Raw genomic sequence first — 17851 nt, 5'->3', positions numbered from 1 at the left:
TTTGCTCCTTTGCGTCTTTGCGCGAAACAAAAAAAAGGACGAACTAAAAAGTCCGCCCTTAAAATTGCCGAAAAAACTTAAATCTTCGCTTCTTCTCTCACCAACTTATCCCAACCCAAATCCTTCAAATTATTATTCCTTCTTAAAGGACGAGTTACCAATTCCAAAATGTCCCGCGTATTACCAAAACCGTGAATTTGAGCAAAAGTAAACTCCACAGACCACTTAGTATTAATACCCCGTGCTTCTAGTGGGTTAGCATGAGCCATACCAGTAATTACCAAATCAGGTTTCAACTCATAAATACGTTGAAGTTGATTGTAATTATCAGGCTTCTCAACAATAGTTGGTAAAGGTGAATTCATTTCCTGACAAGTCTTTTCTAACAAAGCCAACTCAGCAGCTTGATAGCGTTTATCCATGTAAGGAATACCGATTTCCTGAACAGTCATTCCGCAGCGAATCAAAAACCGCGCCATAGAAATTTCCAACAGGTTATCACCCATCAAAAACACCGATTTACCGCGAATTAATTTCACATAATCTTCCACACCAGCCCAAATTTGCGCTTCCCGTTCATCTAAACCCTGGGGAGTAATTCCAAACACAGAGCAGATTTTTTCAATCCAAGCGCGAGTACCGTCGGGACCAATGGGGAATGGTGCGCCAATTAGCTTACACTTGCGGCGACGCATTAAAGTTGTAGCAGTGCGGCTAAGGAAAGGATTCACACCAGCGACATAATACCCTTCTTCAATCACAGGTAATTCTGTAAATCGTTTTGCAGGTAGCCAACCAGAAACTTTGATACCTTGCTTTTTCAGTTCCAAAGTTAATTGTGTAACTACAGGGTCAGGTAAAGAACCAAACAGCACCAAAGGAGGATGATCTACATACTCAGATTCATCTTGGGCGATGTCTTCTTTTTTCTTACCGAAATTCATCAGCTTCTGAATGGCATTACGCTCGCCTTTTTCAGTTTCTGATACAGGAGACTTTTCAGGACAACGATGAGCCATCGCGGCTAACACAGTGTCCTCTCCTTGGGTAAATGCATAGTCGAGGCCGTTTGCACGAGCGACAACAATGGGAATACCTAAATCAGCTTCTAACTTAGGTGCTAAACCTTCCAAATCGGTTTTAATAATTTCTGTGGTGCAAGTACCAATCCAGACAATTACACTAGGATTGCGATCGCGTTTAATTTGCTCACACAACCGTTTTAATTCTTCATAATCATTCAACTGTGCGGAAATATCCCCTTCTTCCAACTCTGCCATTGCATAGCGGGGTTCTGCAAAAATCATCACTCCCATAGCATTTTGCAGGAAGTAACCACAGGTTTTTGTGCCAATTACCAAAAAGAAGCTATCTTCGATTTTTTGATATAACCACGCAACGCAGCTAATAGGGCAAAAAGTGTGATAATTTCCGGTTTCACATTCAAAATTTAAAGCTTCTGGCTGTTGTGCGACAGTCATATTAATATTCTCCCCTTAATTTTTAAAGCTTGTCAGCCAGTGAACAGTTATCAGTTATTAACCTGTTTCCTGATAACTGTTGGCTGTTTACTAATAACTGTTCACTGATTTAAGAATTGGGGAACAGACGCGCCATTTCTGATTCATCAAAAACCTCAGATGGCAGTTCTTCCCCCAACAGGTCGTTATTTTCCTCACCTTCTTGTTGGGATGTTTCATCACCCCAGACATCGGATAACACGTCTCTAAAGGCACTCTCATCAGGTGGATTGAGATCATCGCTGTCTTCGATGAGAGTCATGGAATCAAGAGTCATGGAATCAAAGGAAATATCACCAAATGCATCCTCTGCTTCTAAACTCGATGTTGGTTCGGACTCCTCTGAGAGATTGTTGCTAGATGAGTACATATCATCTAAGCCTTCTTCATTTTCCAGTGACTCACCTTCTCCCCAGGGTTGTTCAGTCTCATCTATGATTGTGAACTCTTGAGCAACCACCACCTCCCCAAAACCATTGAGATTATCCTCTTCTAACTCTTCTAATGGTTCATCCTCGGCGGTATCATCAGTAACCACAGCTGACCCATTTGAGTAAAACGGTGGTTCTACTATGGGACTGAAGCGATTACCAAGCAAGATATCTGGGTCAAAATTCAACTCCAGTACTTCAATCAGAGTGTCAGCGTCTGGATTTAGCTTGGCAAAAGGAAGCATTAACTGAGCTAGTTTGGGTTCTAGCGCATTTACTACTCCCAGGATGAGGTAAGAAGATGGTCGCTTTCCTCCATCAGGGGTGTAAACCGATTCCACCGCCATTTGCAGGGTAATCCAATCACGATTAACTTGAAAGAATTGCAACCACTTTTGTTTGAGCGTGTCCGTAAAATTATCAAAGAAAGCCATATACTCCTCCATCCTGAGAGGTAAAATGTTTTATACAATCATCAAGTCTAATTCCTCTTCTGCATTAGTGGCTTGTGGTTTACTCGGATTTAGATAAAAATCTGACAACAAAGAGAAAAGTTCTCTGTCGGGTGCATCGTTAGGAACGACACCTTCGGGACGTGCCAAGATTTGGTCAGCGATGCTCAGGTAATAGTCGCAAACATACTCCAGTGAAGGATCTGACTCTGCCATTTCAAACAGGGTTTTACCTTTGACGCGGGAAACACGGATATCTTCAATTAGAGGTAATACTTCCAAAACTGGCATTGGTACTGCTTCGATGTATTTTTCAATCAAGTCGCGCTTGACAGTACGATTACCGATTAACCCAGCTAAACGCAGTGGGTGAGTCCGTGCTTTCTCGCGGACTGAAGCGGCAATGCGGTTGGCAGCAAATAAAGCATCAAAGCCATTATCAGTAACAATCAGGCAGTAGTCTGCGTAGTTTAGAGGTGCTGCAAACCCGCCACACACAACGTCACCGAGAACGTCAAATAAAATTACATCATACTCATCAAAGGCATTTAATTCTTTGAGTAGTTTTACAGTTTCGCCAACTACATATCCACCACAGCCTGCCCCAGCTGGTGGTCCACCTGCCTCTACGCAATCAACCCCACCATAGCCTTTGTAAATTACATCTTCAGGCCAGACATCTTCGTAGTGATAGTCTTTTTCTTGCAGGGTGTCGATAATGGTGGGAATCAAAAACCCGGTCAGTGTGAAGGTGCTGTCGTGTTTTGGGTCACAGCCAATTTGCAGTACTTTTTTACCGCGTTTGGCTAATGCCACTGAGATGTTGCAGCTAGTTGTCGATTTGCCGATTCCACCTTTTCCGTAAACTGCTAGTTTCACTTTTGTTTGCCTCTTATAGTTTCTTTTCAAACTTGTGGCTCAAACATTGGCGCTTCACCTAGCTTGGTTCGGCGATGTGTGAGGTCTGTGAATGTCATTATTCTGCAAATTAACTAGAAAGGAAAGGGTCTGATAATCTGTAATTTGGCTTAAATCAGATTTAAAAAGATTATATTTAAGTAAATTGATTATTTTATCTATATAAAACCCAAAAATGCCTATTTTAATTTTTATAAGCAATTTTATAATACTTTTTATATAAAAATAGTTACAAAAGACAAAACAAAAATATCGCTGTTTAATAATGGCTTGCATAGGATTTGCTTATGCTTTTTCTACCAAATTAGCCAGCAGATATGCGGTCTGTAAATCAGAAGAGAAGTCTTCTCAGTCCTATGGTGGGAATAGCCATCTTAACTTTGGCTAGAAGATATTTGGGGAATTTTGGGTAAAATCTTCAAGACAATCTGATAGAGTTGGATGAGCGATGTTTACGGCTGACTACTATCTGAGAATTTTTACTTGTAAATAATTATTAAAGTTGAAAATATCTGTTCTTAAATCAAGAGAATTATGACATTAATAAATTTATTGTATAAATATTAATTTTCATTAATAGCTTTGATTTCTTGCAATGTTTGCCAGCCAGCGTGCCACTGAGAATTATCTTGTAATAATTTAGCATTGAGCCAAAAGCGAACTTGAGGGTCACAAGCAGCAACCATTTCCGCATATACCCATTTACCCTGATTTTTCCGATTAACAACTTGAAAATGTCGCCAACCATCAACTTTTTGCTGTGCTGTCCATTTGGAACCAAGTAAATAAGGAAATTTCTGTTTTTTAGGCATTTTTTCAGTTAATTCAGTGAACAAGAACAAAAGTATCTCATACCCATAAGCTATACTGCAAACGGTTCATTGTTTAACCAAATATGGAACCCCTCTCCAAACCTCTCCCCGCACCCCTCCCTAACCCTCCCCTACAAGGGAGGGAAGAGGAGAAACTTTTAATACGGGAGAGGCTTAAGACTTAGTTTTTGTATTATGAAAAAGTAAGGTTCCTAGCATCAGAAAGACACAGAGATGCAATTTGAATGATTATTAGCTTACCTAGAGACTTGCAGATAAAAAATATCCCAATCCCTACGGGACGTTACGCGAACGTTTTTAATTTTTAAGTTAAGTATTCAGGATAGAGAATACAGAAGACGCTACGCAGACCTGCGGTTCAGGAGAATAAAGGCTTTTTTAGTCAACTTTGATGATTTTGATAAAATCTCACTTCTCTCTATTCTTCATTTCATAAGCATTCTGACTCCTGACTCCTGACTCCTGACTCCTGACTCCTGACTCCTGACTCCTGACTCCTGACTCCTGACTCCTGACTCCTGACTCCTGACTCCTGACTCCTGACTCCTGACTCCTGACTCCTGACTCCTGACTCCTGACTCCTGACTCCTGACTCCTGACTCCTGACTCCTGAATTCTTACATTTTTAATATTTAATTTTTAATTTGATATCAAGTCAGCATTACGGTTAAATGTCTGACAATTTAATTTTTCATCTTCCTGAATACATAGAGAAAAGTATCGAATCTGCCGCCAACAGCCGTCAATATTGTTGATAATTTTGCGCTTTTTTTTGGAAAGGCGTTGACGGACGATTTCATTAGGACAAAGTATTTCTAAAGTACCTGTACCATCTTCATCATTGACAACACGAAACAAGCAGTCTTGTAACATAGCACGGGTACTGCTGTCAAAAAAGCGCTTAAATCGCTGAAGCTTTTCACCTTCAGTCATTTTGCTAACGGGATTCATGGTCAAAAAATCCTCATTTTCTATGTCGAAGTCATCATCCTCAAAGTCGTAGGGGTTAATCATCTTCAGTATCCACTAAGTACCTTGGCATAATTAAATTATAAAACTTCGTTTCTTTTCCTTTCCGCTACCAGGGGACAGGCTTTGACCGAAGAAGACGCGGTGAGGGGGAAGAAGAGGACGCGGTGACGCGGAGAGGGGAAGACGCGGAGAGATTTTCCCCGTGTCTCTTTACTCTTGACTTATCCCCGTGTCCCCGCGTCCCTCTTTCTCCGTGTCCCTCTTTCTCCGGACGCGGTGAGGGGGAAGAAGAGGACGCGGTGACGCGGAGAGGGGAAGACGCGGAGAGATTTTCCCCGTGTCTCTTTACTCTTGACTTATCCCCGTGTCCCCGCGTCCCTCTTTCTCCGTGTCCCCGCGTCCCCGTGTCCCCGTGTCCCTCTTTCTCCGTGTCTTCTTCAATCTCTGTTAGCTACTGGGGTAAAATTTCCCTCTATAAAACTCAGTTTGTTGATAACACTACTTTATCAGGATGTGAAGACCGATCCTGGTAAGGGCTTTGGTGTTTTTACAATGACGATATTAGAGACTGCCGCTGAAGTAGTTTATCAAAAAAGCCTATGCAACCTACTAATCCTAACCAATTTACAGAAAAAGCCTGGGAAGCGATCGCTCATACCCCTGATGTCGTCAAGCAATACCAGCAACAGCAGCTAGAAAGTGAACACCTGATGAAAGCGCTGCTAGAACAAGACGGACTAACTACCCCGATTTTAAGTAAAGCAGGTGTCAACCTCCAAAAACTGAGCGATCGCACCGACCAATTTATTTTACGTCAGCCCAAAGTATCAGGTAGCAGCACTTCTGTATACTTAGGGAAAAGCTTAGATACACTGTTAGACAGGGCTGATGCATATCGTAAAGAATTTAAAGACGAGTATATTTCTGTTGAACACTTATTGCTAAGTTACGCCAAAGATGACCGCTTTGGCAAAAGTCTATTCCAAGAATTTGGTGTAGATGAAAGCAAATTAAAGAATATCATTAAACAAATTCGGGGGAGCCAAAAAGTGACAGATCAAAGTCCAGAAGGAAAATATCAATCACTGGAAAAATACGGGCGTGACTTGACAGAAGCTGCACGCAAAGGTCAATTAGATCCAGTCATTGGCCGTGATGATGAAATTCGCCGTACCATTCAAATTCTCTCCCGTCGGACTAAAAATAATCCAGTTTTAATTGGTGAACCAGGTGTTGGTAAAACAGCCATTGCCGAAGGTTTAGCACAGCGGATAGTAGCTGGTGATGTTCCTCAGTCTCTTAAAGATAGGACATTAATTAGTTTAGATATGGGGGCTTTAATTGCCGGAGCAAAATTCCGAGGTGAATTTGAAGAACGCCTCAAAGCAGTATTAAAAGAAGTTACCGATTCGGGTGGAAATATAGTTTTATTTATCGACGAAATTCATACCGTTGTCGGTGCAGGTGCAACCCAAGGCGCTATGGATGCGGGAAACTTGTTAAAACCAATGTTAGCGCGGGGAGAATTGCGTTGTATTGGGGCGACAACTTTGGATGAATATCGTAAACACATCGAAAAAGATGCGGCTTTAGAAAGACGCTTCCAACAAGTTTATGTAGATCAACCAAGTGTAGAAGATACAGTTTCGATTCTGCGGGGTTTGAGAGAACGCTATGAAAACCACCACGGGGTAAAGATTTCTGATAGTGCGTTGGTTGCCGCTGCCACATTATCGAGTCGTTATATTAGCGATCGCTTTTTACCAGACAAAGCCATCGACTTAGTAGACGAAGCCGCAGCTAGGCTGAAAATGGAAATTACCTCCAAACCCGAAGAACTTGACGAAATCGACCGGAAGATTCTACAACTGGAAATGGAAAAACTTTCCTTGCAAAAAGAAAGTGATGCTGCTTCCAGAGAACGCCTAGAAAGACTAGAAAAAGAAATTGCTGACCTCAAAGAAGAACAAAGAACTTTGAGTACACAATGGCAATCGGAAAAAAGCATTATCGACAAAATTCAATCTGTGAAAAAAGAGATTGAAAAAGTTAATCTAGAAATCCAGCAAGCAAAAAGAGAGTATGACCTTAACCGCGCGGCTAAGTTGGAATACGGCGATTTAACAGATTTGCATCGCAAATTAGAAGATGCAGAAACCGAACTAGCAAACACCCAAGGAACTGGTAAATCTTTGCTGCGAGAAGAAGTTACCGAATCGGATATCGCCGAAATTATTTCTAAGTGGACAGGAATTCCCATCAGCAAATTGGTAGAATCAGAAAAAGAAAAACTGCTGCAATTAGAAGATGAACTCCACCACCGCGTTATTGGCCAAACTGAAGCAGTAACAGCCGTAGCAGATGCAATTCAACGTTCTCGCGCTGGACTTTCTGATCCTAATCGTCCCATTGCTAGTTTTATTTTCCTCGGTCCCACCGGTGTAGGTAAAACTGAATTAGCCAAAGCCCTAGCTGCATATATGTTTGACACTGAAGAAGCTTTGGTGCGGATAGATATGTCAGAATATATGGAGAAACACACCGTTTCCCGGCTGATTGGTGCGCCTCCCGGATATGTGGGTTATGAAGAAGGGGGACAATTAACAGAAGCAATTCGCCGTCGTCCTTACGCTGTTATTCTTTTCGATGAAATCGAGAAAGCCCACCCCGATGTATTTAATGTCTTTCTGCAAATTCTGGATGATGGTCGCGTCACCGATGCCCAAGGGCGGACAGTAGACTTTAAGAATAGCATTATTATCATGACTAGTAACATCGGTTCGCAGTACATTCTTGATGTGTCTGGTGATGATTCCCGCTATGATGAAATGCGTCATCGGGTAATGGAAGCAATGCGAGGTAGCTTCCGTCCTGAGTTTCTCAACCGAGTTGATGAATTTATTATCTTTCACAGTTTGCAAAAATCGGAATTACGGCAAATTGTCCAACTGCAAGTAGAAAGACTCAGAGAAAGATTAATCGACAGAAAAATGTCCCTGCGACTCTCAGGCGCGGCACTTGACTTTTTAGCAGAAGTAGGGTATGATCCGGTTTTCGGAGCTAGACCGCTGAAACGCGCAATTCAGCGAGAGTTAGAAACGCAAATTGCCAAAGCTATTTTACGCGGTGAATTCCACGACGGTGATACAATTTTTGTTGATGTTCAAAATGAACGTCTTGCTTTTAGTCGCTTACCCGTTGAGGTTTTTACCAGCTAAATAAATCGAATTTATTTTTGAACAACCCGGTTGCTTTAAGCCATCGGGTTTGTTAAAATTTTCGACAAATTAAATTTATAGCAGGAGTCAGGAGTCAGGAGTCAGGAGTCAGGAGTCAGGAGTCAGGAGTAAAACCCTCTTGTAGTGGGAATTTCATTATCAATTGATGTCCTAACCACCCTGTCCACGGCTATAAATTTAAAATTTTTTAAGTCTTTCCAGAGATTAACAAAAAATTACTATAAATCAATCTACTGTTGACTATTAATAAAATTGCAAATATCTGAAATATGTCTTTAGAACAAGTTGAAAGCTTTTATGAGATGTTGAGTTCACAGCCAGAAATTTATAAACAATACTATAATAATTGCTGTCAGCAAGGATTTTTGAGCAGTTGTCATTGGGATACCCAGAAAATTGTCAATTTTGCCGCAACTCTTGGCTACAACTTTACGGAAGGTGAATTAGAAGACTTATTTTTTGCAAGTGAACCGATGAAACTAATTCGGAATATCAACTTACGCTAATTAATTATTTGTAGTGAGGCTTTTAGACTTTAAAGTAGGGCTTTAGCCCTAACTACAAGCTAATTTTGAAATTTGTTATAAAAAAGGGAATAGGTAATAGATAAGAAACTAAAGTTTTAGAGTTTAAAACTCAGTCAAGAAAAAGATGTTTTTTAAATGAGAGTGGTACGAAAAAAACAGTGTCATTATTTCAATCTCATATTCCCCGTTAAGAGTTCCCTCTGAACTTATATATTTGTTATATATTTGTAATTTAAGAACTAGATAAAAATTTAATTAAACTAGTCTTAACCTATTAACTAGTTGTTTCTTAAAACAATAGCTATAAATTCATAGAAGCCTTTATCAATAAATAGATAAACAGCAGATTTTACCTCTTGCTGTTTTAAACAGCTTCTTAGGAGAATTTATTTATGGCACTCGCAGCAGGAAACATCGCATTTGTTGGTTTTAATGCGGATGGAAATGACGATTTTGCTTTTGTGGCAATCGTTGATATTAATGCAGGGGAAAGCATTACCTTTGAGGATAATGAATGGGACGGTTCTGCCTTGAATACAGGTGAAGGTAGATTTACTTGGACAGCTACTTCTCTAGTGACAGCAGGTACTATTGTTAGTATTAGTAGCACGAGTTTAAATTCTAAATCTGCAAGTACAGGCACACTCTCTACAGGCACAATTGTCCTTGGTAATAATGACGAATCGATTTACGCGTATCAAGGACCTGCGGCTACGCCAACATTTATCACGGCGATTTCTAGCAATGCTTTTAGTAATGCTACAACTGGTACGCTAACAAACACGGGGCTAACGGCTGGGGCAAATGCCCTGGCATTATCTGGTAGTATTGATGTTGCTGAATACAATGGTTCCCGTAGTGGACAAGCAAACTTTGTTTCCTATCTCTCGCTGATTAATAATCCTGCTAACTGGCAAACACAGGACGGTTCCGGCAACCAAAGTAATGATGGTACTGCCCCTGATGTACCTTTTAGTTCAGCAGCATTTGCTATCGGCGCAGGAGGGACAACACCCACAGTTAACTTATCTGTAAGTTCTAATATTGGTACAGAAGTAGGTACAACAGTAATCACAGTCACCGCCACAGCCTCTAGTGCCGTTTCTGGCAACCAGACTGTTAACTTGGGAGTATCGGGAACTGGTATTACTGCCAGCGATTACTACCTCAGCAATACCACAATTACTATTCCCAACGGACAAACCGCTGGTTCTGTCTCCTTCATTGTTGCTGATGATGCCGTAGTTGAAGCCACAGAAACCGCAATATTAACTTTCTCTAGTCCCTCCGCAGGTATTAGTTTAGGTGGCACTACTTCCCAAAACATTACCATTACCAATAACGACTCCAGCTTTTTAACGAAAGTTGGTGGCATCACCAGTACCAATGGTGCCGAAATACCCGCCTTTGATCCAGGGAGTGATCGTCTATTTGTCGTTGCTGGCAACAATGTTGAATTTTATACCGTTAGCAATACAGGTTCTCTGGCTGCGGCTGGTAGTTTGACTTCCGGAATCACTCCTGCTGCTGGTACTGCATTAATTCCCAACAGCGTAGCAGTGAAAAATGGTGTTGTTGCTGTTGCCTATGCCATCAAAAACACCACAACCAACGCCCAAGAAACTGGTAAAGTCGCCTTTTTCAATGCCGCAGATGGCAGCTTTATCAGTGCAGTTGATGTGGGTGCATTGCCTGATATGCTCACCTTTACACCCGATGGCACGAAGGTATTGGTAGCCAACGAAGGCGAACCCAACAGCTACGGACAGGCCAATTCTGTTGATCCAGAAGGTTCTGTTAGCATTATTGATATTTCGGGTGGTGTTGCCAGTGCAACAGTGCAAACTGCCACTTTTACCAGTTTTAACAGTCAGATTGCATCCCTCAAAGCCGCTGGTGTGAGAATTATCGGGCCTGGTGCTACAGTTGCCCAGGATGTGGAACCAGAATACATTGCAGTAGATCCAGATGGTTTAACCGCACGGATTATCCTGCAAGAAAACAATGCGATCGCAATTCTGAATATTACCACTGCCACAATCACCCAAATTCTGCCCCTTGGGAGGAAAGATCACAGTCTTCCTGGTAATGGCATAGATGCAAGTGATCAGGATGGTGGCATCAATATTCAGAACTGGCCTGTGTTTGGATTGTATCAACCAGATGCGATCGCTAACTTCACCGTCAACGGACAAACCTACTACATCACCGCTAACGAAGGTGATTCCCGCGACTATACAGGATTTAGTGAGGAAATCCGTGTTAGTAATGCCAGCTATGTCTTAGATCCAAATGTTTTCTCCAATGCGGCAATCCTGAAGCAAAATGCCAACTTGGGAAGATTGCAACTAACCAACGCCACAGGGGATACCAACGGAGACGGATATATTGATCGTATTGAAGCATTTGGAGCGCGTTCCTTCTCCATCTGGAATGCAAGCGGTACTCAGGTCTTTGATAGTGGCGACCAACTCGAACAAATCACAGCGGCAAGAGTCCCAACCCTGTTTAACTCCGATGGTCAAGCTGCCAACTTTGACAGCCGTAGCGACAACAAAGGGCCAGAACCGGAAGGCGTTGTAGTTGGAGTCATCAACAACCGCACCTATGCCTTTATCGGTCTAGAACGTACAGGAGATGTCATAGTTTATGATGTTACCAATCCTAACCAACCACAATTTGTACAGTACATCAACACACCAGAAGATGTCGCTCCTGAAGGGCTGACCTTTATCTCCGCAGCAGACAGTCCCACAGGCAAACCCCTTTTAGTCATCGCCAACGAAGTTAGCAAAACCGTTGCGGTATTTGAAGTTAACCCACCAGTCAGCATCCGTGATATTCAAGGCGCTGGACATACTTCCCCACTAGTAGGGCAAAATGTTAACGGTGTCGCAGGTATTGTCACTACGTTGGCTAATAACGGGTTCTATTTCCAAGACCCCAATCCAGACAATGACGACCGAACCAGCGAAGCTATTTTCGTCTTCACCTCATCAGCACCAACTGTACAAGTAGGCGACTCAATCACAGTCAGTGGAACAGTAACAGAATTCCGTCCGGGTGGCGCTGGCGGTACTAACAACTTAACTATCACAGAGATTACTAGCCCTTCAATTACCGTACTTTCCAATGGCAATTCCTTACCAGCTGCCATAGTTTTAGGTAATGGAGGTCGGGCAATTCCTACCACAGTCATTGATAACGATAGTAATGGTCAGGTAGGAAACGGTACATTTGACCCAGACCAAGACGGGATAGACTTCTATGAAAGTCTGGAAGGAATGCGGGTACAGATTAATAATCCTGTGACAGTTAGCCCAACCAATCAATTTGGGGAAATTTGGGTATTGGCTGATGATGGGGTAAATGCCACTGGTAGGACAGCCCGTGGTGGTGTGGGGATTAGTCAAGGTGACTTTAATCCAGAACGTATCCAAATTGACGATACTCTCACTGGTGGCACTTCTCCCAATGTCAGTGTAGGAGCGGAGTTAGGGACTATCGTCGGGGTAGTAAACTATAGCTTTGGCAACTATGAAATATTGCCCAGCACAGCACCTAATGTAGTTACACCAAGCACTTTGACTAAAGAGGTCACAAACCTCACTCCTACAGCTAACCAACTGACAATTGCCACCTTTAACGTCGAAAATCTTGATCCTGGTGATGGTGCAACTCAGTTTAATAATTTAGCTAATCGCATTGTCAATAATCTGAAATCACCAGACATTATCACTCTAGAAGAAATTCAGGATAATAACGGTCCTACCAACGACAGCGTAGTTGATGCCAGCACAACATACCAGACTTTAATTAATGCCATTGCTGCGGCTGGTGGCCCCACATATCAATATCGACAAATTAACCCAGTCGATGACACAAACGGCGGCCAACCAGGTGGTAATATCCGGGTAGGTTTCCTGTTTAATCCTCAACGTGTTTCATTTGTAGACATTGCTGGTGGTACATCAACCTCCAACACCACCGTTACTAACGCTAATGGTGTGCCGACACTCTCCGCTAGTCCTGGTCTGATTGACCCCACTAACGCTGCCTTTAATGCCAGTCGTAAACCCTTAGTAGGTGAATTCACCTTTAACGGTCAGACTGTCTATGTGATAGCTAATCATTTCAACTCCAAAGGTGGAGATCAACCCCTATTTGGTGTTAATCAACCCCCCGTTCTGACCAGCGAAACCCAACGTAATCAACAAGCGACGATTGTTAAAAACTTTGTCCAAAGCATTTTGGCAGTTAATCCTAATGCCAATATCGTAGTTGCCGGGGACTTAAATGACTTTGAGTTCTCCAATCCTCTAACTACTTTAGAAGGCGCTGGATTAAATACCTTAATTGAAACTCTTCCCCAAAATGAGCGTTATACCTACAACTTTGAAGGAAATGCTCAAAGTCTTGACCACATCTTAGTTAGTAACAACTTGCTGAGTAAGCTAGATGGATTTGATGTAGTTCATATCAATTCGGAGTTTTTCGACCAAGATAGTGACCACGACCCCAGCGTAGCTAGGTTTACGTTGAATAACCTCAATATCATTCAAGGTACACCAGGAAGAGACACACTCAATGGAACACCTGCTGATGATCTGATTCAAGGCTTTAATGGTAACGACCGTCTGTTCGGTAGAGCAGGTGATGATACCCTAGAGGGGGGAGAGGGTAACGATATCCTCAATGGTGAGACTGGTGCAGATACCTTAATTGGTGGTCTAGGTAATGACATTTACTACGTCGATAACATAGGCGATGTTGTGACTGAAAATGCAGATGAAGGCATAGATACAGTCTATTCCTCTGTAACTTTTACCCTTGTTAACACTGAACGTCTCTACCTGACAGGGACTGAAAATATTGACGGTATAGGCAATAGCAGCGATAACCAGATTGTTGGCAATAGTGGAAATAACAGTCTTATTGGTGGCAATGGTAACGACCGTCTGTTTGGTAGAGCAGGTGATGATAACCTAGAGGGGGGAGAGGGTAACGATATCCTCAATGGTGAGACTGGTGCAGATACCTTAATTGGTGGTCTAGGTAATGACATTTACTACGTCGATAACATAGGCGATGTTGTGACTGAAAATGCAGATGAAGGCATAGATACAGTCTATTCCTCTGTAACTTTTACCTTAGTTAATACTGAACGTCTCTACCTGACAGGGACTGAAAATATTGACGGTATAGGCAATAGCAGCGATAACCAGATTGTGGGCAATAGTGGAAATAATAGTCTTGTTGGTGGCGATGGTAACGATAACCTCTATGGTGGTGCTGGTGAAGATACCCTGACTGGTGGTCTAGGTAATGACAACTTATACTTAGGTGTGGATAATGCGGTTGATGTTGTCAATTATGTCTTTGGTGATGGTGTCGATAAGGTTTATCAATTTGTCCGTGGTGCGTCAGGGGATAGGCTTAATTTCAGCGATATCGCTGCTATTGATGTTGTTACATTAGGCGCTAATACACAACTTAGAGTCAGTGATGGAATTGAGAGTGATTTTGGTAAGGGTCAGTTATTAGTCACTTTATTGGGTACATCTGGTTTTAACAATGCTGATGTAGATGTAAACTTGTTCGGAGCTAATTTCCTATTCAGTTAATGTGAAAAGTTAGGTAAAAAAGGGGGAAAAGAAAAAACCTTTTCCCTTTTTCCCTAAAATAAATTGCCCCCCTGCTGTAAAAACTCTTCTTCCTCTGTGGTAGAAATACGTCCTAAAATTTGGTTACGGTGAGGAAAGCGTCCAAAACGGGAAATTATTTTCATATGCTCAAAAGCATACTCAATCGCACTCAGACTTTCGGGATCATGACTGAGTTGCTGAAATAACTTCACAGATTGACGCTGATGAGCTAAGTTTTCACTATGTTCAAAGGGTAAGTAAATAAACCAGCGTTGTACAGGCAATAATTCGCGATCGTAACCTTGTGCAACAGCGTGTTGTGCTGCTGAGAGTGCTTCCCAGTCAGTTGCAAAAGCGTCTGGAGTATCACGAAAAATATTTCGGGGAAATTGATCTAGCAGTAAAATCAAAGCCAGACAGGTTTCGGCTGTATTAATCCAATCATCTAAATACCCTGTCGCTGCTTTTTGGTAATCTTCGATAAACCGGGTGCGGATTTCCTCGTCAACATCTGGTTGTTTGCTAAACCAAAATTGCTGAGGTTTACCATAATCTAGTTCGTCAGGATGACCAAACCAAAATTCCAAAATAGTTTTTGCCTTTGACATTGCGATTATTGACTATTACAAAGCACTTGTCGCATTTTACGCATATTTGTAGGTAATTCCAAACTCATTGCTTGTTGAATGAAAATTGAAGGAATGGGAATATGTGGTGTGGCTTGGACTGAATAAGCGAGTAAAGTACCATTACCCAAATCTTTCAGGTCTAAATTGGCATGAAAGTCCTGAAAACTTCCCTTTTCCATCTTAAATTGAACTTGTTGTCCCAGCACTTCGACGACGTTCAGGTAAATTTCAACTTGGGCTGTAAAAAACAAAAAAGCTTTTTGTGCAGTTTGATACAGAAATTTGACATCACCTTTAGATGTCATTTCGCTTTTGGTAATATCAGGAAAATACTGTACCCAACGAGGGTAATCAGTGATTTGCTGCCATACAGTTGATCGCATCAAGGGTACATACATACTCGCCGTGACAGCACCACCCCAGGTAGTATGCGATCGCGTTTGCAGCAAAATTTCACCCTGGATTAGCGACTTTTGCTTATCTTGACTCCAAAGCATATCAGAACCTTTAATAGTTAAGTCTGAAATATCAAACGCAGACATATTGACTAGAGTTACTCCTCAACAAACCGTGAACAGTTGTCTTGTTTAGCTTCCTTATCGGTCAAATTATCCCATATCTGAAGGTGGCAGGTTTCAGACATCCTCTAAATCCCCATGACGAACTGAGGTTACTTGTTACTAATTGCCAGCATCTACCGAACCGGGAGGGGAAACTGCAAATCTTGAAGTTTGATCGATTTCACCACACTCAATTCTAATTACAGTTCAATTTTGATATTTTCTGGACATGATCTAAATTTCAGTGGATTCTGAATAAATTTGGTAAAAACAGGCTAGTACAGCTTGCTGGGAATGATTAATGATTAATGAAAAAAGCAGACGAAACAAGCTTTTCAGTAATTTTTAAACCTCCAAGTAGGGCCGTAGACCTGACTACGAGCGAATTTTGAAATTTGTTATTTTACTTAACATGGTTTGATTTCTTTTGGCCTACTGACTTAACAGCTTAGAATGACTATCAAGTGGTAATCATTAGGGAATCGAGCGGTGACGCAGAGAGTTTTTTTGATCAACAATTAGCCAGAATCCACATCATATCTCATTTTTAGTTTGATTTAAGAGGGAAATAGGATGAATCAATCTTCCATAAATCGCAAATTAACCCAAATATTTGGCATCCTTTTAGGTATGGGAATAGCTATTTTGATCCTGAGAGGCTTTGGTATTCTCACATTTCTTCCCGGTGGTGTGATTTGGCTATTGTTGTTGGCTGCGATCGCAGTAGGGATTTTCAGTTATCTTCAAAAGATATGGTGGCGTTTTTAATATCTGTCAGCAGATATAAGCCAGATGTGTTGAGCGTGGAAGATTGAAAATAACAGCTAACCTAGTTAAGTAGGTGCTATTGAGATATTTTTGAAGTTGTTACCGTTACAAATTGTAGTTATTGGTGGTGGGGCGGCAGGATTTTTTGGTGCAATCGCTTGTGCTGAAGCTAATCCTCAAGCCCAAGTGACGTTAATCGAAGCCAGTCGTCAACCTTTGGCGAAAGTGCTAATTTCTGGTGGAGGACGCTGTAACGTCACTCACGCTTGTTTTGATCCTCAAGAGTTAGCCCTCAATTACCCCAGAGGTGGAAAAGCTTTGCGGGGGGCTTTTACTCGTTTTCAACCCTTAGACACGGTAGACTGGTTTGCCGCTCATGGGGTAAATTTGAAAACTGAAGCAGATGGGCGGATGTTCCCAATTACAGATCGTTCGGAAACCATTGCTGAATGTTTGATTAAAGCTGCCTTTACAGCTAAGTTAGAACTTAGTATTGGTACACCTGTGGTTTCTGTAACTCGACAAAACCAGGGTTTTGAAATTCTTCTCAAATCAGGAGAAACGAAATATTGCGATTGCTTGCTTTTAGCCACAGGTAGCAGCATCATCGGTCATAAAATCGCTAGAGAATTAGGTCATCACATCGAAACACCTGTTCCTTCCCTATTCACATTTAACATTGCTGACCCTAAATTACAGGCATTAGCGGGAATCAGCATCACTCCTGTAAATCTGCGTTTATCCCTTCCCGGAAAACATCAACTACAACAAACTGGCCCTTTGTTAATCACCCACTGGGGTGTCAGCGGACCAGCAGTGCTGAAACTTTCGGCTTGGGGTGCAAGAATACTCCATGAAAATCGCTATCAAGCCAAATTATTGATCAATTGGCTGCCAAACTTGTCACAAGAGGAAGTCAAAGAAAAGATTTTATCAATAAAACAGGAATGGGGTAAAAAACCAGTAGCCCTTCATCGCGGAGTAGACTTACCCCATCGTCTCTGGCAATATATTATTGCTCGTATCGGTATAACCACTGAAGACCGTTGGGCAGAAATACCCAACAAAACCTTAAATCAGCTAGTCCAAGAAATTTCTCAAGGAGAATACTTAATTAGCGGTAAAGGTGCTTTTAAAGAAGAATTCGTCACCTGTGGTGGGGTTAGCCTCAAAGAAGTTAACTTTAAAACTATGGAAAGTAAGTTAGTACCTGGTTTGTATTTTGCCGGTGAAGTATTAGATATTGATGGAATTACGGGCGGATTTAACTTCCAGAGTGCTTGGACAACCGCTTATTTAGCTGGACAGGCAATAGCAAACCCTAATTAATTGACACATCTGATTCTATACTCTTTTG

Annotated in this window: 12 protein-coding genes; 5 read left to right on the top strand and 7 right to left on the bottom strand. The window is 41.8% G+C overall.

Going from position 1 to position 17851, the window contains the following annotated elements:
* Window positions 1–77: 77 nt before the first annotated feature.
* The 5 genes from A9Y75_RS21340 to A9Y75_RS21315 all read right to left on the bottom strand — a co-directional run bounded on the left by A9Y75_RS21340 (window position 78) and on the right by A9Y75_RS21315 (window position 5168).
* Complete coding sequence (locus A9Y75_RS21340; RefSeq protein WP_071191548.1) at window positions 78–1481, bottom strand: ferredoxin:protochlorophyllide reductase (ATP-dependent) subunit N; 1404 nt, start codon at window positions 1479–1481, stop codon at window positions 78–80.
* A 109-nt stretch (window positions 1482–1590) separates the two neighbouring features.
* Complete coding sequence (locus tag A9Y75_RS21335; RefSeq protein WP_071191547.1) at window positions 1591–2385, bottom strand: DUF5331 domain-containing protein; 795 nt, start codon at window positions 2383–2385, stop codon at window positions 1591–1593.
* A gap of 30 nt (window positions 2386–2415) precedes the next feature.
* A complete protein-coding gene (gene bchL / locus A9Y75_RS21330; protein WP_071191546.1) occupies window positions 2416–3282 on the bottom strand; it encodes a ferredoxin:protochlorophyllide reductase (ATP-dependent) iron-sulfur ATP-binding protein in 867 nt (288 codons plus the stop codon).
* A gap of 602 nt (window positions 3283–3884) precedes the next feature.
* Window positions 3885–4133 carry a TIGR02450 family Trp-rich protein gene (locus A9Y75_RS21320; protein ID WP_071191651.1) on the bottom strand — a complete coding sequence of 83 codons (249 nt, stop codon included), beginning with the start codon at window positions 4131–4133 and terminating at the stop codon, window positions 3885–3887.
* Between the two features lie 660 nt (window positions 4134–4793).
* Window positions 4794–5168: a hypothetical protein gene (locus tag A9Y75_RS21315; RefSeq protein WP_071191544.1), complete on the bottom strand. Its 375-nt coding sequence runs from the start codon at window positions 5166–5168 to the stop codon at window positions 4794–4796.
* 557 nt (window positions 5169–5725) lie between these two features.
* Between A9Y75_RS21315 and clpB the strand changes: the two genes are divergently transcribed.
* From clpB to A9Y75_RS29850, 3 genes are all read left to right on the top strand, one after another.
* Window positions 5726–8344, top strand: coding sequence for an ATP-dependent chaperone ClpB (gene clpB, locus A9Y75_RS21310; RefSeq protein ID WP_071191543.1), 2619 nt, complete (start codon window positions 5726–5728; stop codon window positions 8342–8344).
* A 290-nt stretch (window positions 8345–8634) separates the two neighbouring features.
* Window positions 8635–8871 carry a Nif11-like leader peptide family natural product precursor gene (locus tag A9Y75_RS21305; RefSeq protein WP_071191542.1) on the top strand — a complete coding sequence of 79 codons (237 nt, stop codon included), beginning with the start codon at window positions 8635–8637 and terminating at the stop codon, window positions 8869–8871.
* 413 nt (window positions 8872–9284) lie between these two features.
* On the top strand, window positions 9285–14516 hold the full coding sequence (locus A9Y75_RS29850) for a choice-of-anchor I family protein (RefSeq protein WP_143046471.1): 5232 nt from the start codon (window positions 9285–9287) through the stop codon (window positions 14514–14516).
* A gap of 53 nt (window positions 14517–14569) precedes the next feature.
* Here the strand turns inward: A9Y75_RS29850 and A9Y75_RS21295 are convergent, their stop codons facing one another.
* A complete protein-coding gene (locus tag A9Y75_RS21295; protein WP_071191541.1) occupies window positions 14570–15145 on the bottom strand; it encodes a DUF924 family protein in 576 nt (191 codons plus the stop codon).
* Between the two features lie 5 nt (window positions 15146–15150).
* Complete coding sequence (locus A9Y75_RS21290) at window positions 15151–15708, bottom strand: SRPBCC family protein (RefSeq protein ID WP_071191540.1); 558 nt, start codon at window positions 15706–15708, stop codon at window positions 15151–15153.
* A gap of 591 nt (window positions 15709–16299) precedes the next feature.
* On the opposite strand from A9Y75_RS21290, the gene A9Y75_RS21285 reads away from it, so the two are divergent.
* Both A9Y75_RS21285 and A9Y75_RS21280 read left to right on the top strand, forming a co-directional pair.
* On the top strand, window positions 16300–16494 hold the full coding sequence (locus tag A9Y75_RS21285; protein WP_071191539.1) for a hypothetical protein: 195 nt from the start codon (window positions 16300–16302) through the stop codon (window positions 16492–16494).
* A 96-nt stretch (window positions 16495–16590) separates the two neighbouring features.
* A complete protein-coding gene (locus tag A9Y75_RS21280; protein ID WP_071191649.1) occupies window positions 16591–17823 on the top strand; it encodes an NAD(P)/FAD-dependent oxidoreductase in 1233 nt (410 codons plus the stop codon).
* The last annotated feature ends 28 nt before the right edge of the window (window positions 17824–17851 follow it).

Source organism: Trichormus sp. NMC-1 (assembly GCF_001858025.1).
In the GTDB taxonomy this organism is placed as follows: domain Bacteria; phylum Cyanobacteriota; class Cyanobacteriia; order Cyanobacteriales; family Nostocaceae; genus Anabaena.
Note: the sequence above shows the minus strand (reverse complement) of the source record. Positions and strands in the feature narration are given on the sequence as shown.

Bases quoted from the DNA above. Each gene is read 5' to 3' on its own strand.
- A9Y75_RS21340 (WP_071191548.1), bottom strand. From the start codon at position 1,481: ATGACTGTCGCACAACAGCCAGAAGCTTTAAATTTTGAATGTGAAACC.
- A9Y75_RS21335 (WP_071191547.1), bottom strand. From the start codon at position 2,385: ATGGCTTTCTTTGATAATTTTACGGACACGCTCAAACAAAAGTGGTTG.
- A9Y75_RS21320 (WP_071191651.1), bottom strand. From the start codon at position 4,133: ATGCCTAAAAAACAGAAATTTCCTTATTTACTTGGTTCCAAATGGACA.
- A9Y75_RS21315 (WP_071191544.1), bottom strand. From the start codon at position 5,168: ATGATTAACCCCTACGACTTTGAGGATGATGACTTCGACATAGAAAAT.
- clpB (WP_071191543.1), top strand. From the start codon at position 5,726: ATGCAACCTACTAATCCTAACCAATTTACAGAAAAAGCCTGGGAAGCG.
- A9Y75_RS21305 (WP_071191542.1), top strand. From the start codon at position 8,635: ATGTCTTTAGAACAAGTTGAAAGCTTTTATGAGATGTTGAGTTCACAG.
- A9Y75_RS29850 (WP_143046471.1), top strand. From the start codon at position 9,285: ATGGCACTCGCAGCAGGAAACATCGCATTTGTTGGTTTTAATGCGGAT.
- A9Y75_RS21295 (WP_071191541.1), bottom strand. From the start codon at position 15,145: ATGTCAAAGGCAAAAACTATTTTGGAATTTTGGTTTGGTCATCCTGAC.
- A9Y75_RS21290 (WP_071191540.1), bottom strand. From the start codon at position 15,708: ATGTCTGCGTTTGATATTTCAGACTTAACTATTAAAGGTTCTGATATG.
- A9Y75_RS21285 (WP_071191539.1), top strand. From the start codon at position 16,300: ATGAATCAATCTTCCATAAATCGCAAATTAACCCAAATATTTGGCATC.